This window comes from Streptomyces deserti (assembly GCF_054782695.1).
In genome coordinates, this window is the sequence record NZ_BAAGRZ010000006.1 from 276,694 (window position 1) to 291,912 (window position 15,219).

The 15,219-nt window shown below is 71.0% G+C and carries 14 protein-coding genes and 1 pseudogene; 7 read left to right on the forward strand and 8 right to left on the reverse strand.

The window, feature by feature from the left end:
* Positions 1 to 109: 109 nt before the first annotated feature.
* The gene (locus ACYVMZ_RS14795) at positions 110 to 403 is read left to right on the forward strand and encodes a DUF5955 family protein (protein ID WP_461079541.1); all 294 of its coding nucleotides are present in this window, start codon (positions 110 to 112) and stop codon (positions 401 to 403) included.
* A gap of 624 nt (positions 404 to 1,027) precedes the next feature.
* On the opposite strand, the gene ACYVMZ_RS14800 is transcribed toward ACYVMZ_RS14795, so the two are convergent.
* The gene (locus ACYVMZ_RS14800; RefSeq protein ID WP_461079543.1) at positions 1,028 to 1,822 is read right to left on the reverse strand and encodes an IclR family transcriptional regulator; all 795 of its coding nucleotides are present in this window, start codon (positions 1,820 to 1,822) and stop codon (positions 1,028 to 1,030) included.
* Positions 1,823 to 2,094: 272 nt separating this feature from the next.
* Here ACYVMZ_RS14800 and allB point away from each other — a divergent pair, with 272 nt between their 5' ends.
* A complete protein-coding gene (gene allB / locus ACYVMZ_RS14805) occupies positions 2,095 to 3,432 on the forward strand; it encodes an allantoinase AllB (RefSeq protein WP_461079545.1) in 1,338 nt (445 codons plus the stop codon).
* 66 nt (positions 3,433 to 3,498) lie between these two features.
* A complete protein-coding gene (gene alc, locus ACYVMZ_RS14810; protein ID WP_461079547.1) occupies positions 3,499 to 4,617 on the forward strand; it encodes an allantoicase in 1,119 nt (372 codons plus the stop codon).
* 161 nt (positions 4,618 to 4,778) lie between these two features.
* Here the strand turns inward: alc and ACYVMZ_RS14815 are convergent, their stop codons facing one another.
* The 4 genes from ACYVMZ_RS14815 to ACYVMZ_RS14830 all read right to left on the reverse strand — a co-directional run bounded on the left by ACYVMZ_RS14815 (position 4,779) and on the right by ACYVMZ_RS14830 (position 10,005).
* Entirely contained in the window at positions 4,779 to 5,543 is a 765-nt protein-coding gene (locus ACYVMZ_RS14815) for a 3-oxoacyl-ACP reductase family protein (protein WP_461079549.1), read from the reverse strand.
* Between the two features lie 1,164 nt (positions 5,544 to 6,707).
* Positions 6,708 to 7,241 carry a hypothetical protein gene (locus ACYVMZ_RS14820; protein ID WP_461079551.1) on the reverse strand — a complete coding sequence of 178 codons (534 nt, stop codon included), beginning with the start codon at positions 7,239 to 7,241 and terminating at the stop codon, positions 6,708 to 6,710.
* Between the two features lie 377 nt (positions 7,242 to 7,618).
* Positions 7,619 to 8,677, reverse strand: coding sequence for a cytochrome d ubiquinol oxidase subunit II (locus ACYVMZ_RS14825; RefSeq protein ID WP_461079553.1), 1,059 nt, complete (start codon positions 8,675 to 8,677; stop codon positions 7,619 to 7,621).
* Positions 8,678 to 8,700: 23 nt separating this feature from the next.
* Positions 8,701 to 10,005 carry a cytochrome ubiquinol oxidase subunit I gene (locus ACYVMZ_RS14830; RefSeq protein ID WP_461079555.1) on the reverse strand — a complete coding sequence of 435 codons (1,305 nt, stop codon included), beginning with the start codon at positions 10,003 to 10,005 and terminating at the stop codon, positions 8,701 to 8,703.
* Between the two features lie 299 nt (positions 10,006 to 10,304).
* Between ACYVMZ_RS14830 and ACYVMZ_RS14835 the strand changes: the two genes are divergently transcribed.
* The gene (locus ACYVMZ_RS14835) at positions 10,305 to 10,583 is read left to right on the forward strand and encodes a hypothetical protein (protein WP_461079557.1); all 279 of its coding nucleotides are present in this window, start codon (positions 10,305 to 10,307) and stop codon (positions 10,581 to 10,583) included.
* A gap of 95 nt (positions 10,584 to 10,678) precedes the next feature.
* Positions 10,679 to 10,840, forward strand: a complete 162-nt coding sequence (locus tag ACYVMZ_RS14840; RefSeq protein WP_461079559.1) for a hypothetical protein — start codon at positions 10,679 to 10,681, stop codon at positions 10,838 to 10,840.
* 138 nt (positions 10,841 to 10,978) lie between these two features.
* On the opposite strand, the gene ACYVMZ_RS14845 is transcribed toward ACYVMZ_RS14840, so the two are convergent.
* Complete coding sequence (locus ACYVMZ_RS14845; RefSeq protein ID WP_461079561.1) at positions 10,979 to 11,659, reverse strand: hemerythrin domain-containing protein; 681 nt, start codon at positions 11,657 to 11,659, stop codon at positions 10,979 to 10,981.
* 368 nt (positions 11,660 to 12,027) lie between these two features.
* Complete coding sequence (locus tag ACYVMZ_RS14850) at positions 12,028 to 12,672, reverse strand: Rho termination factor N-terminal domain-containing protein (protein ID WP_461079563.1); 645 nt, start codon at positions 12,670 to 12,672, stop codon at positions 12,028 to 12,030.
* Positions 12,673 to 12,842: 170 nt separating this feature from the next.
* Here ACYVMZ_RS14850 and ACYVMZ_RS14855 point away from each other — a divergent pair.
* Together ACYVMZ_RS14855 and ACYVMZ_RS14860 are read left to right on the forward strand one after the other, a co-directional pair.
* Positions 12,843 to 13,088: pseudogene (locus ACYVMZ_RS14855) on the forward strand (DUF2071 domain-containing protein); the annotation flags it as partial.
* Positions 13,089 to 13,247: 159 nt separating this feature from the next.
* Positions 13,248 to 13,505 (forward strand): DUF2071 domain-containing protein, encoded by a 258-nt coding sequence (locus tag ACYVMZ_RS14860; protein WP_461079603.1) that lies wholly within the window; start codon positions 13,248 to 13,250, stop codon positions 13,503 to 13,505.
* 366 nt (positions 13,506 to 13,871) lie between these two features.
* On the opposite strand, the gene ACYVMZ_RS14865 is transcribed toward ACYVMZ_RS14860, so the two are convergent.
* Complete coding sequence (locus ACYVMZ_RS14865) at positions 13,872 to 14,729, reverse strand: MBL fold metallo-hydrolase (RefSeq protein ID WP_461079565.1); 858 nt, start codon at positions 14,727 to 14,729, stop codon at positions 13,872 to 13,874.
* Between the last annotated feature and the right edge of the window lie 490 nt (positions 14,730 to 15,219).

A 15,219-nucleotide genomic window follows, 5' to 3' on the forward strand; every position in this document is an offset into this window, starting at 1 on the left:
CCGACCGACCTGAAGGGGTGGGGGGAGGGCGCTGGGAACGGAACGCGCACAACGGAGTGCGAGGGGGAGGACTGTGTTGCGGAGCGTGGAGCAGAGGCGGCAGAGGTCTGTGACCGGCACCGACGAGGATCCGCGGGTGACGGAGCTGCGCGTGGCCGTGTCCCGGTTGCGTCGCCAACTCGCCGCCCATCCCAAGGAGTTCGCGGACCGGAGTATCGCGGAGGAGGAACTCGCCGCACTGGACGCCATGGCGGCCGGCGGCGCCCCCGAGATCCCGCGGCTGCGCCGCTCCCTGCTGCTGATCGCCGGCGCGATCGGCTCGGTGAGCGCGCTGTCCCCGGGACTGTCGGAGGTCCGCCGCGCTGTGGATCTCTTCGGAGGGCCGGTGCACGGGCAAGGATAGGGCCGCGCGGGCAGGGACAGGGGCCGCGCGGGCGGGGTCGGGGCACCGTCACGGCCGTGCTGTGGAAACGGGCCCCGCCAGCCCGTCTGGGATGTCCGGGGCGCGAACTGCTCGCAGAGCCACGCCTCCTGGAGGAACTCGGGGTGCTCCGGCCAGAACGCGAAGAGGCCCCGCGGGCGGTGTTTGCCGTCGACCTGCCGGTAGCGGGCCTTGACGTCCCGGAAGCAGTCCGGCCCGGTCATCAGGCCGTGGTCGGGCCGGGTGGCAGTCGGACCAGGCGCACGCGATGCAGGCCTTCAGCCGCGCTCCCGGGGGCAGGGCGCGCTGGATCTCGTACGGGGGGCGTCCTCGCAGTCGGCGCGGCTCTCCGCGCTGCCGTGACCCCTGCCCGTCGAGGCGCAGGGTGACGATCAGGCTCTCCGTGTCCGGGCCGGGACGGGAGCTCGCCGGGTCCCCGAGCCGCAGAGCGGCATCCCCGTCCGGACGCCCTGCCCCGCGAACTCGACGGTCAGCGGCAACTCCCGCTCCGGCAGGCAGGAGCAGAGATCCGGCCGACGGCTGCGAAGACGACATCCTCGGAGCCGTGCCGGTCGGGGTACCGGCCGGGCGGGCGCGGTAACGCCGTCACGCGGGGCTCTGGCTCGCCAGGGCCTCGGACAGCTCCCCGGCGACCTGCTGCAGGACCGGCACGATCCGCTCCGTCACCGCCTCCGTCACCCGGCCCGCCGGACCCGAGATCGAAATGGCCGCCGCGGTGGGGGAGTTCGGTACGGAGACCGCGAGGCAGCGAACCCCCATCTCCTGCTCGTTGTCGTCGATGGCGTACCCCTGGCGGCGCACGTCCTCCAGCGCCGCGAGGAAACCCTCCGGCGTGGTGATCGTCTTGTCCGTCGCGGCGGGCATGCCCGTGCGGGCGAGCAGGGCGCGCACCTGGTCCGGCGGGAAGCCGGCGAGCAGAGCCTTGCCCACACCCGTGGAGTGCGGCAGGACACGGCGGCCGACCTCGGTGAACATGCGCATGGAGTGCTTGGACGGCACCTGCGCCACGTAGACGACCTCGTCGCCGTCCAGCAGCGCCATGTTGGCCGTCTCGCCGGTCTCCTCGACCAGACGTGCCAGGTACGGGCGCGCCCAGGTGCCCAGCAGCCGGGAGGCGGACTCGCCGAGCCGGATCAGGCGCGGGCCGAGGGCATAGCGGCGGTTGGTCTGCTGGCGTACGTATCCGCAGGCCACCAGGGTGCGCATGAGGCGGTGGATGGTCGGCAGGGGCAGCCCGCTGCTCGCGGACAGCTCGCTCAGGCCGACCTCGCCGCCCGCGTCCGCCATCCGTTCGAGCAGGTCGAAGGCGCGCTCCAGGGACTGGACACCGCCGTTGGCGGGCCGGGCGGAGTCGGTGGTGCTGGCGCTGGACGTCGGCACGGCGCGTTCCTTTCGGGGCTGGCGGGAAGGGCAGAAGCCTACCCGGCAGTCGGTTGACTCCCCGCTCGGGTGTAGCTACGTTCTGCTTGCTGGAATTCTAATTCCGCGTTGTGGAAAGGTCCAGAGTGCGGGCGTCACGCGTGCCTGCGAGAAGTGTGCCCTTGACGGCGCGGGAACGGGAGTGAAGACTCCTTCAACAGAACGTTGAATTCCGTTACGTGAAAGTAAATCCCGTGGCCCGGGGGCACACAACGGCTGAGAGAGGGGTTCGGGTGTCCGACGCTGAACTGGTGCTGCGCTCGACGCGCGTCATCACTCCCGAGGGGACGCGCGCCGCATCGGTCGCGGTCGCCGACGGCACGATCACGGCGGTCCTGCCCTACGACGCTCCCGTACCGGAGTCCGCCCGCCTGGAGGACGTCGGCGACCACGTCCTGCTGCCCGGGCTGGTCGACACCCACGTGCACGTCAACGACCCCGGACGCACCGAGTGGGAGGGCTTCTGGACCGCCACGCGCGCCGCGGCGGCCGGCGGCATCACCACCCTCGTCGACATGCCGCTCAACTCCCTGCCGCCCACCACGACGGTCGACAACCTCCGTACGAAGCAGGCGGTCGCCGCGGCCAAGGCGCACATCGATGTCGGCTTCTGGGGCGGCGCGCTGCCCGACAACGTCAAGGACCTGCGCCCGCTGCACGAGGCCGGCGTCTTCGGTTTCAAGGCGTTCCTGTCGCCGTCGGGCGTGGAGGAGTTCCCGCACCTCGACCAGGACCAGCTCGCCCGCTCCATGGCCGAGATCGCCGGCTTCGGCGGCCTGCTGATCGTGCACGCCGAGGACCCGCACCACCTGGCCGCCGCCCCGCAGCACGGCGGCCCGAAGTACGCCGACTTCCTCGCCTCCCGCCCCCGGGACGCCGAGGACACCGCCATCGCCCACCTCATAGCGCAGGCGACACGCCTCCACGCGCGCGTGCACGTCCTGCACCTGTCCTCCAGCGACGCGCTGCCGCTGATCGCCGAGGCCCGGGCCGAGGGCGTGCGCCTCACGGTCGAGACCTGCCCCCACTACCTCACCCTGACCGCCGAGGAGGTCCCGGACGGCGCCAGCGAGTTCAAGTGCTGCCCGCCGATCCGCGAGGCCGCCAACCAGGACCTGCTCTGGCAGGCCCTGGCGGACGGCACCATCGACTGCGTCGTCACCGACCACTCCCCGTCCACGGCCGACCTGAAGACCGACGACTTCGCCACCGCCTGGGGCGGCATCTCCGGCCTCCAGCTGAGCCTGTCGGCCGTGTGGACGGAAGCCCGCAGGCGCGGCCACGGCCTGGAGGACGTCGTCCGCTGGATGTCCACGCGGACGGCCGATCTGGTGGGCCTCAGCCGGAAGGGCGCCATCGAGGCCGGGCGCGACGCCGACTTCGCCGTCCTCGCGCCCGACGAGACCTTCACCGTGGACCCGGCGGCCCTCCAGCACCGCAACCGCGTCACGGCGTACGCGGGCCGGACCCTGTACGGCGTGGTGAAGTCCACCTGGCTGCGCGGGCAGCGCATCGTCGCGGACGGCGAGTTCACCGAGCCGAAGGGGCGGCTGCTCACCCGTACTTCCTGACCGCACCCCCGCACCGGCCGACCCCGAAAGGAACACCTGATCACCGTGACGGCGCAGCATCCATCCTTGGCGGCAGGCTTCACCGGCGACGCGAACCCCTACGGAGGCGGTGACCCGTACGCGGACTACCGCACCGCCGACTTCCCCTTCACCCAGTACGCCAACCTCGCCGACCGGCAGCTCGGCGCCGGTGTCATCGCCGCCAACGACGAGTTCTTCGCCCAGCGCGAGAACCTGCTGGTGCCCGAGCGCGCCGAGTTCGACCCCGAGCACTTCGGGCACAAGGGCAAGGTCATGGACGGCTGGGAGACCCGGCGCCGCCGCGGCGCCTCCGCCGAGCACCCCTGGCCGGCCGCCGACGACCACGACTGGGCGCTGATCCGCCTCGGCGCGCCCGGCGTCATCCGGGGCATCGTCGTCGACACCGCCCACTTCCGCGGCAACTACCCGCAGGCGGTGTCGATCGAAGGCACCTCGGTGCCGGGCTCCCCGTCGCCGCAGGAGCTGCTGTCGGACGACGTGAAGTGGACGACGCTGGTCCCGCGCACCCCGGTCGGCGGCCACGCGGCCAACGGCTTCGAGGTGGCCGTCGAGCAGCGCTTCACCCACCTGCGCCTCAACCAGCACCCCGACGGCGGCATCGCACGCCTGCGCGTGTACGGCGAGGTCGTCCCGGACCCGGCGTGGCTGGAGGTGCTGGGCACCTTCGACGTCGTCGCCCTGGAGAACGGCGGCCAGGTCGAGGACGCCTCCAACCTCTTCTACTCGCCCGCCACCAACACCATCCAGCCGGGCCGCTCCCGCAAGATGGACGACGGCTGGGAGACCCGGCGCCGCCGCGACCAGGGCCACGACTGGATCCGCTACCGCCTGGTGGCCCAGTCCCAGATCCGCGCCCTGGAGATCGACACGGCATACCTGAAGGGCAACAGCGCAGGCTGGGCCTCGGTGTCCGTGAAGGATGCCGATGACAGTGGGGCCGGCGACTGGCGGGAGATCCTGCCCCGCACCCGCCTCCAGCCCGACACCAACCACCGCTTCGTGCTCCCGGCCCCCGCCGTCGGCACGCACGCGCGCGTGGACATCTTCCCCGACGGCGGCATCTCCCGGCTCCGGCTGTTCGGCTCCCTCACGGAGCAGGGCGCGACCCGGCTGGCCGCCCGCCACCAGGAACTGGGCGGCTGAGCCGCCTTGGACCCGTGAGGGCCGAGTCACGACCGACCCCGTGAGGGCTGAGCGGCCACCGACCGTGAGGGTCGAGCGGCCACCGACCCGTGGGGCGCATCGGCCGGACAGCACCGGTGCGCCCCACGTGCCTCACGCCGCGTGCCCGTCGGCCGAATGCCTCACGCGGCGTGCCCGCCGTCCACGGCGAACTCCGCGCCGGTGACGTACGCGGCCCCGGCCAGGTGCACGACCGTGGCCGCCACCTCCTCGGCCGTCCCGAACCGGCCCAGCGCGGTCATCGCCGCCTGGCCGGCCGCGTACGGGCCGTCCGCCGGGTTCATGTCGGTGTCGGTCGGGCCCGGGTGGACGATGTTCGCCGTGATCCCGCGCGGGCCCAGCTCCCTCGCCAGGGCCTTCGTCAGACCGATCAGGGCCGCCTTGCTCATCGCGTAGAGCGTCCCGCCGGGGCCGGGCACCCGCTGGGTCATGCAGGTGCCGATCGTGATGATCCGGCCCCCGGATGCCATGCGGGCGGCCGCCGCCTGCGAGGTCAGGTAGACGCCGCGCACGTTCACGGCGAGGACCCGGTCGACGTCCGCCACCGACAGCGTCTCCAGCGGCCCCAGCACACCCACGCCCGCGTTGTTCACCAGCACGTCGAGCCCGCCCAGCTCCCGCGTCGTACGCTCCACGGCCCCGGCCGCCTCCTGCGGGTCGGCCAGGTCCGCGCGCAGGGCCACCGCCCGGCGCCCCAGCGCCTCCACGGCCCGCACCACGTCCTCGGCCGCCTCCTTGGCGCTGACGTAGGTGAGGGCGACGTCCGCGCCCTCACGGGCCAGGCGCAGGGCCGTCGCCGCGCCGATGCCACGGCTGCCGCCCGTCACGAGAGCGACCTTGCCGTCGAGAGTTCCTCGAGAAGTCACGTCGGTTCCTCGAGAAGTCATGTCGGGAGTTCCTTGAGAAGTCATGCGTCCATCTCAGCCGCCACCGCGTGCGAAGACCGGCGGCGAACGGACATCGACACCGAAAGCCAGGGACCGATGAGTTGCGGGGCCCGGTGGGGTCTGAGCTGATGACAGCTGACGACAACAGACCCCACCCGAGCCCGAGAGAAGGCACCCCCATGGGCAAGCTCGTGTCGATGGTTTGCCGCTGGGCGCGGCTGCCGAAGTCGGACAGTCATGGGGTGACGGTCGCTTTGGGGAGGGTGACGGAGATGCGGCCGGCCGGGGGGACGCCGACCGTGCCCCGGTCGAAGTCGACCCTTCAGGTCGCCGTCGGCGGTGAAGGCCATGTCGTCCAGGTGGGCGTCGCGGTTCTCCTCGTCGCCGAGCGCCGCGTCGACGGTCTCGGGAGTGACCCCCTCCCGCTTCTCCAGGCGCTTCTTCAGGGCCGCGACGAAGGCGTCCTGGGAACCGTCCGCGATGAGCCCGGGGGACGGCCGGTACTCCTCGGCGGCACCGTCGTACCAGTACGCCCTGGTACCCAGGCCATCCGCGTTCGACGTACGGTCGACCGTCGCCAGGCGTACGCTCAGCACTCGCCGGAGGCCACGAGGAACGAGAAGCTGACGTTCAGCTCGGGTCCCCCCGACCCGTCCGCGCCACCGCGGCTTGGGCGGGCCGCCGATGTCCTCGCCGAGGAAGCCCGTGAGACGCCCCTCCACGTCCTTCTTCATCGCGGCTGTCATCGCGCCGGCGCCGGGCACGTCCGGGTAGCTCACTGGTGGTCCCCGCGCAGGGGGATGATCCGGTCCGCCAGAACGCCCTCTCCGCATGGTCGTAGCGGTGACCGCGCGGGGGTGATCTGTGAGAGGAAGAGGCCCCACCGAAGTGCTCCCGTGGAGCCTCTTCCACTGACCCGCGCTCTCACACGGAAGCCCCTATAACGGGGGCCTTCGGAAGGCGAGGCGAATCCCGCCGCGCGGCGAAGCGTGCGAGCTTCTCGACGTCACCGCAAGGCAGGTCGGCGACAGTGTCCTCCGGCAGCGCGTGATCACGGTCCGCAGTTGCGCGCCGATGTCCGGCAGCAGCGCCCAGGCGGGAGCAGGGGCGTTAACGGGAGAGCGCGTGACCAGTCCTACTCGAACGCCGGCACACGGCAGACGGCTACCTCCCGTAGGCGTGCCGTCGGGGCAGCGGGCCGACGTCGGCGTGTCCGCCGGGCCGGACGGCGGCGTGACGCTGTCCCGGTCCCGGGCCGCCCCGGGCGGCGAGCGCATCGGCCACGGCGCCGGTGACGAAGGCGTAGACGGCCTTGTGCAGCACGTCCACCGTCAGTTCGGTGCGGGGCCAGGTGGACGGCGGAGCGCCGACACCCGTGGCGTTCTCCAGGATCTGGTCATTGGTGAGGCGGACCACGGTGAACTTCGCCGAAGCCACCGGCCCGCGCAGCCCGGCATGGGCCATGACCGAGCGCAGGATGCCCAGCAGCGCGGCCTGGCCGAAGTGCATGGCCCAGGTGACCGGCAGTGCCTGTTCGCCGTGCTGTTCGCGCATGCCCGTCAGGCGCTCGAGAACGCGCCCGGGAACGTGCGAGTCGGGCCGACCGGTGACCGCCTGCTCGATCTTCTCGCCGACCGTCATCACCACACCTCCGGCCGTGCCGGCCAGCAGTCCCTGCCACAGTGCGCGCTTGATCATGCCCTGCCGGGTACCCGGCATGCACCCCCTTCACCCCACCCGAGCGGACCGCCGACAAGACGGAGGGGTACCGGAAGCCGGCAGCTCCACTCGGAAATGGCTCAGCGCAGATGCGCTTCTCAGCGTCTTACGGCACCGTGCCGCGTTACACGGTCGCTCCTCCCACGCGCAGGCCGGGGCGGAGCCAGCTGCCGCAGTCCGTCGGCGTTGCCGCGACCAGGCCGGGCACGAGGAGCGGCCCGCCCATCCCGCCGCGGCCTCCTGTCCCGTCGGGATCGAGGTGCGGCATGAGCAATGGGGCGAGGGCACGGTGCTGAGCGAGGGCGGCGACGTAACGTGGGGCCATCGGCGACCGCTCGGCTGGAAACCCTTCGACGTCAGCCCCCGCCGCCTCCCGCCGGCCTGGCCGTGGGTTCGCCGCTGCCGGCATCGTTCGACTGGGGGTGGTCGCGCTGGAACGTGGCGTAGAGCCACCACAGGGACGGGATGAGGAGTACGGCGCCGGCTCCGAGCGCGCTCAGACTGGCGGCGAGGACGGCGTCGGTCGCGGCGGCGTCCTGAAGCGTCACGCCCGGCAGCAAGTGGGGGTACTGGGCCACGCCCCAGCCCCACAGCAGGCCGGTCACCGCCAGTGCGGCCGTCAGCCGTACGGCGAGGTAGTGCCGGCCCCGTACCAGCAGTGTCAGCGACACCAGCCCGGACGCGACCGAGAGCACGAGCAGGGGCAGTGCGCTGCCCGTGGTCAGTTCGTCGTAGAGCTCGCGGGCGTCGGCACGCAGTACGAGCAGGCCCGTGGCGGACAGTGCTCCGACGACGACTCCCGAGACGAGTGCGCGGCGCCGGAACCCTTCGGTCAGCTCGTCGTCGCCGGTGCGCTGGGCGTCGCGGGTGAGATACACGGCGGCGAGGTAGGTGGCAGTGCCCACGGCCAGGGCGCCGCTGACCAGGGAGGTGGGGTTGACCCAGCTGGTCAGTGTGTCGCCCTTCGCGATGCCTTCGGGCACCCTGCCGGAGGCCAGGGCTCCGGCCACGGCGCCCAGGAAGAAGGGGGTGACCAGGGAGGAGAAGGCGAAGGCGGCGCCGAAGAGCCGCTGCTGCCAGACCTCGGTGCTGACCTTGCGGAAGGCGAAGGCCGATCCGCGGGCGATGATTCCCAGTGCGGCCAGGGTGAGGGGGATGTAGAGGGTGGAGGCGACCGCGGCGAACACCGGCGGGATTCCGGTCCACATCAGCACGATGACGAAGATCAGCCACACGTGGTTGGCCTCCCACACGGGCCCGATGGAGTGCTCGATGAGGCGTCGCTGTGGTCGTCCCTTGCGAGTCCCGCCGGCCAGCAGATCCCATACCCCGCCGCCGAAGTCGGCGCCGCCGAAGAGTACGTATGCGGTCAGGCCGAGCCACAGCAGGGCCAGCATGATCTCCGGCAGTGGCATGGACGGTGTTCACCCACCTTCGGTCAGACGACCTTGTAGTCGGTCACGTCGCGCTCTTGGGGAGCGATGGGCACGGGCTGGTCCCGGGCCAGGCGACGCAGCACATAGACAGTGGCGATGGTCAGTACCAGGTAGACGAGGCTGACGAGGACGAATCCGTACACCAGTCCCGGTGCCGGGTTGACCGCTTCGGCGGTCCGCATCACGCGGTAGACGATCCAGGGTTGGCGCCCCACCTCGGTGACGACCCAGCCGGCTTCCAGGGCGAGGACCGCGGCCAGTCCCGACAGGGCGGAGGCGCGCAGGAACCAGGGCGTTGCCGGGAGTCGCTTGTGGCGTCGCCACGTCCAGGCCGGCCAGGCGGACAGGGCAAGCAGGGCGAGGCCGCAGCCGACCATGATCTGGAAGGACCAGTGGACGACGTTGACGGGCGGGCGGTCGGCGGGCGGAACCTCGTTGAGCCCGGTGATCTCCGCGTCCGGGTCGAAATGGGCCAGCAACGACAGACCGCGCGGGATTTCCACGTCGTAGCGCATCTCGCCGCCGACGGCGACGCCCCCGATATGGAGCGGGACACCGCGTTCGGTGTCGAAAACACCTTCCATGGCGGCGAGTTTGACCGGCTGGTTGTCGGCCACGAAGTGCGCCGCCCAGTCGCCGACACCGATTTGCACCGGCGTGAACAGGGCGGCGATGGTGAACGGCACCAGAAAGCCCAGACGGTGGTAGCGGTCACGGCGGCCGCGCAGCATGGCGACGGCATACACACTGGCCATCAGGAATCCCGCCACCATGAACGCCGCGAGAAGCATGTGCACGGTCTGCGGCGGAGTCGCCGGGTTGAACATCGCCTCCCACGGGTCGACGGCGACCACCCGGCCGTCCTCGACCTCGAAGCCCACCGGCTGCTGCATCCAGGCGTTCGCCGTGACGACGAAGAAGGCACTGGCCACACCGGCGATCACGATGGGGACCGCGCACAGCATGTGCCGCACGGGCGGCAGCCGGTCCCACGCGTAGAGGTAGATGCCCAGGAAGATCGCCTCGATGAAGAATGCGATCCCCTCCAGGGAGAACGGCAGTCCGATGACTTCCCCGTAGGTCCCCATCAGCCCAGGCCACAGCAGGCCCATCTCGAACGACAGGATCGTGCCGGAGACCGCTCCAACCGCGAAGAGCACGCCCATCGCCCTCGCCCAGCGGCGGGCCAGCAGCCGGTAATGGACGTCACCCGTACGGTGGCCGCGCCACTCGGCGAAGACGGTGATCGCCGGCATTCCCACGCCCAGACACGCCAGGACGATGTGCCAGCCGAGCGAGAGAGCCATCTGCGCTCGAGCCGCGCCCAAACCGCCGGCTTCCCCTGCGGCCAGCAGGTATCCCGGCAGGGCCGTGCCGCTCACCGCGCTGTCACGTCACGAACAGCCCACACATCGATGACCGGTCGGCACCGGCGCGCAATGCGGGGAGATTTCGGGGGCGATGTGCACATGGTCATCGGATACACCATCCGGCGTGGAAGTCATCCACAGCCACGCCGGGACGGCCCGGCGTGCGCCGGTACGTCCCGCCGAACAGCGTCGGCAGCGGGCGTCGGAGACCATGGAGGGAAACGAGGAGGACGTCCATGCAGCCCCCGGACCAGGAACTGTTGAACTTCGACACCAGTGCGCTCGAAGACTGGGACGAGCAGCGCGCGCGAGTGGCTCTCACCAGCGACAACGGCCCGCTGTACCGCAACCACTTGCACATCGCGATGCACCTGGACCGGTGGGCGAAGGCGGAGAACGAACGCACTGACACCGATGCGCGTTACAAGGCCGGTTACGTCCAAGCGCTTGAGGATATGGCCGCGTTTCTGAGACAGACCTACTACCTGCCCGAGGGTGGTCACCCCTCTTCGTGAGCCCGGCCGACCCGCGCTTTCGGGTCCTCGATCCCGTTTCCCCTCGCGGTACATGGGAAGTCGAGGGGCCCGTTCAAGGGCGCAAAGGAGGGACCATGAGCAGTCCTGAAGCCGAACGCGAGCCGGATTCCCCCTTGGAGCGGGAGACCGGTGAACGGGACATCCATCCGGAGGAGGAGGGACGTCCGAAGCCAGCCCCGGCCAGCGGCAGCGAGGCCGCGGACAGGCAGGAGCCGTCCGGCGAAGACACCGGATGACCCCGGCTGGAGCGTCAACGGCGGCGTCGGTTGTGGATGCGGTCCTTGCCGGGCGCAAGCACCGGTCCACGATCGGCCGGCCTCGCCCGTACACATACGCCGTCCTGACCGTTCCGGCCTCTGGGGTCTGCGGCGGTGTTACCTCCGCTTTCTCAGCAGAAGCGCGACTGCCGCAGCGGCGGACACGAGCAGTCCGGCCAGTGCGGTGAGCACTTTCTTGGTCACGGTCAGGGGGCCGCCGGGGCCGAGCGCGTCCCGTGTCCGGTCGAAAAGACTCAGCGGTACGCCCAGCGCCGCATTGCCCGGTGGCCGCCTGGGGACGACGGGGTGAGGGTGGGTGGGCGCCGTCCTTCGCACCGCCTCCCACGCCGCGCCGAGCCGACTCAGCTGAGCGGTGTCCATGGCTTTCTGCAGCCGGGGAAGCAGCAGGTCCTCCTCGTCCCTGATGTCCTGCCGGATGAGAGCGAAGACCCGCCGTACCTTCTCCTCGCGCTCCGGATCACCCGGTTCGAGGCCCTCGATGTCGGCCACGAGATCGTTGATCTGCTGATGCTCGTCCTCGACCCGGGCCGTCAGCTCCTCCCCGTCCGCGACCGAGCGTCGCGCGGCCGGCCACAGCACGGTCTCCTCCGCGAAGGCGTGGCTGAAAACCAGTTGGACGGTCTCCTTCAGAACCCGCTCACGGTCCTCACCGTCGACCAGGACCTGGTACTCGTTCATCAGTCGGTCCATCTCGACGTGGTCACGGCGCTGCCGGGCCAGAACGCTGTCCCGGCCGCCCAGTTGCTCGACCGTCTGCTCCGCGATGGTCCTCGGCATGGACCCGCTCCCTTCTGCGGACCGGCGACCAGGCCGGCGTTCCGCCGACCGTGTGCTGCCGCCGGCTCAGGCCGGGTGGTCACGTGTGCAGAAGTTCGTCGTCCGCCATCTCGGGCTCGCTCCGCATGCGGCTCCGAGTTCCCCTCACGGCCCTGGCTGAACGTTGCTGTGCGCGGCAGCCGGCCACTGCGAGGCCGGCGGACTCCGGGTGCGCCAAGCCGATCGGATGCCCGGAGAGCGCCCCTGGCATCCTGATCCCACAGCCAGCATCTACCCAGGTGCCCGCCCCACAGGGGCAGGCGGCGCCATCAAGCCGGCGGTTGCACCGTGGCCGTCATTTCCGTCCGACGGCGGGCCGACGTGATGCCCTACGAACCGCGCTGCCCGCTGATGGCTTTGATGAGTTCTTCCTTACGCATGTTGTGAACCCCGCTGAGGCCCTTCTCGCCGGCCATCTCGCGCAGTTCGTCCACGTTCATCTCACGGAGCTCGTCCTCGGACATGTCGGCTTCCTCCGCCGTCTGTGCTCCGCTGTCCATCGACGTTCCGGCCGGGGTCGTCGCGCTGGGCGGTGACGTCGGGTAGCCCTCTGCCGCCTCGCTCGAGTTCATCTGGTCGACCAGCTTCTCGAGGAGCTTCTCCGTCTCGCGGCAGGCTTTCGCGGACAAACCGAAGTAGGGGATCTCCTCGAACTCCTCGGCGGCGTCCGCACTCGCCCGCAGTACCGTGCGGGTCGCTTCGATGACGGCCATCGTCGTCGGTGCGTCGTAGCCCGTTTGCCGGGCCAGGATGCGGGCGGCAACGGTGCACAGGTCGGCGCAGTCGTTGTCGAGCCGCACGCACTTGATGGACATCACGATCTTTTCCGGGTCCTGCTCCGCGGCTGCCGCGTCGGCGCAGGTGAGACAGACACCCGCGCACTCGTACAACTTGTCGACCGCCTCGCCCAGGAGCCTGGGCGGCATTCCCGTCTCGGCGGGGTAGGCGTCGAGCAGTTTCTCGACCAAGGACATGGCGTTCTCCGTCTCGGCTGAATGCCGGCCCCCGTCCGGCGGCGTGCAGGCGTTCCGCAATCCACGCTGCCAGCCAGGCCGGACCCGTGCCACCGGAGCCGAGCAGTCTCACGGCTGTCGACGACTCCCGTACGTGACCAACCCGTGGAGTGTACGGCGATCCGCTAGCCATGCAGACGGTGTACCACCAGCAGACGAAGCCCGCTGCACCTTCCTTGCGCGTTCCAGATCACCGGGACCGAGGCGTTCGATGGACGCCCTTTGTCACGGCGGACGTGCGGCCTCCCGGCGTACCCGCCTGGGCGCCTGCGGTCCCTACCTTTGCGGAGACCCACCTGCGGACCTACGTCCGACGCCGGGACGGGCGGGACGGGCTGTGGTTTCTGTTTATCGAGGTCGCCTGTCCGCTGATGCTGGCCGCTCGTGCCGTCGGTGCGCCCCGTACAATCCCGGCACCCTCAGCGTCTTCACAGGCGACGACACCGTCTCCTACGCCGGTTCGCGATGGGGCGGTGGGTCCTCCTGTCGCCTGGTTGTCCGTCCCGGCGACCCATCGAGCCGACGGAGCGGGATGTGTGGCTGACCTCGCGCTGGCGGGCGTACACACGCCGACTCGGCACCTTTGGGAGACGCCCGTCGAGCACGAGCCGTGGCCGCTGGCCGACGCCACCGTCGACGTGCTGGAGGAGACCTTGACCACCGCGGCCGGCCTGCCCGCCCCGCTCACCGAGCCGGTGGTGCACTTCTCGCCGGGTGTCCGGCACGTACGGCCAGACCCTCCCTGCCCTGCGCCCCAGGCCCGGCCCGGGCTCGACATGAGCCGAAGAGCCTGATATTCAGCGTTTCAAGGCAGCCCTCGCGGCTGCGCTTCGACGGCCGGATCGCGGGCCTGGGCACGTCCTCCGGGACGCGCGTCGTGGTCGGACACTGGCCTCGGTCGCCTTCGGGCCGTTCAGCGATGTGATGCTGGAGCGGGCCGACGGGGAACGGGTGCTGATCGCCCCCACGCGGGAGACGGCGGACTTCGTCAGCGAGACCCACGTCTTCGACACCGTGCGTGTCGTCCCGGTCCACGTGAGTGTCGGCGGCGGCACCCGGACCGTCACCGCGGGCTCACTCGTCCTGCGCTTCACCACCGGCAGGGGAGGCCTTCTGGGCTCTTGCATGGAGCGCACTGATGGACCTTCCCGCCCGTGTGATCAGGAGACCGTCGGCGCGGCCCCCTTGGTGGCGGTCAGCCGGGCACGCTGTCCGTGACGGCAGTGGACGAGGCGATCGCCGAGCCCGCCGGCCTCCGCCTCGGCGAGGAACACGGCGAGCGGCGAGCGCATCACCGTGTAGTCGCCGTAGTGGACGGGCAGGATTAGCCGGGGGTCCAGGCGCCGGGCCAGTTCCGCTCCCTGTGCGCCGTCCATGGTCACCAGAAAGCCGCCGGGGAGGCGGGTACCGCCCAGGTGGAGGACGGCCAGATCGGCGGAGGGGAAACGCCGGGCGATCTCGTCGAGACCGTCGTACACCAGTGTGTCGCCCGAGACGTACAGCCGCAGCCGAGCCGGCCCGCGCACGGGACCGAACTCCAGCATGCTGCCCATGACCGGCGGCAGCAGACCGCGCAGCAGGCGCTGGCCGGCGTGCCGGCCCGGCAGCGCCGTGACCCGGACCTGTACGCCGCCGCGCTGCAGGGTGAGTCCCCGCCAGGTCCGCAGCCCCGCGGTGCGGTGAAAGCCATGCAGCGTCCTGAGACGGCGTGCGGCATGCGGCGTGGTCAGAATCGGCACCGTGTGGTCCAGGTGCCTGCGGGCCCGGCGGTCCCAGTGGTCCCCGTGCAGATGCGACAGGACGACCGCATCGAGGCGCGGAAGGTCACCGATGTCGACAGCCGGCTCTGTCAGGCGGCGGCTCAGCAGCCCGTACCCCAGGTAGGCGTACTGCCCGCGGTGCAGGAAATTGGGGTCGGTGAGCAGCGTGAGCTCCCCGTATCGCATCAGAACGGTCGCGTTGCCGATGAAGTGGACATCGAGCGCGTTGTCAGTGGCTTCGCCGGTGATCTGCGGCATGACCATCCCATCCGACGGGGCGGGAGAGCCCCCGTCCCACCACCGAGTGCCCCCCTTTCCCCCGGGGGGACGAAGTACCCCTGCCGGGCCTGATCACTACAGTGGCCCCGGTCGTACGGTTGCCGCGGGCCGGGCCGTCGGCCAGCGGGCGCGTTACTACGGCCGGGATCCAGTGGTTCCGAGGTGCCCCCGATGCCCCGATGCCCTTGTCACACGGCCCCGTTCGGCTCTGTGCGGTCGCGACCGGCCGTCGCCAGGGACACCCTGGAGGCAGCCCGCCATCTCGGGCGATGCCCTCGGCCGGCGCGGTCGAACCGCACCCCACCCGGTGGACCTCGTGACCGACGCCATGCCCCACATCGACGACACCGGCGAGAGCGACGACGTCGTGATCCTGCTGATGCGGCAGCACAGCCACATCCGTGACCTCTTCGCCAGGGTCGAGAACGCCACCGCCGACGACCGGCCGGAGGCCTTCCACAGACTGGTC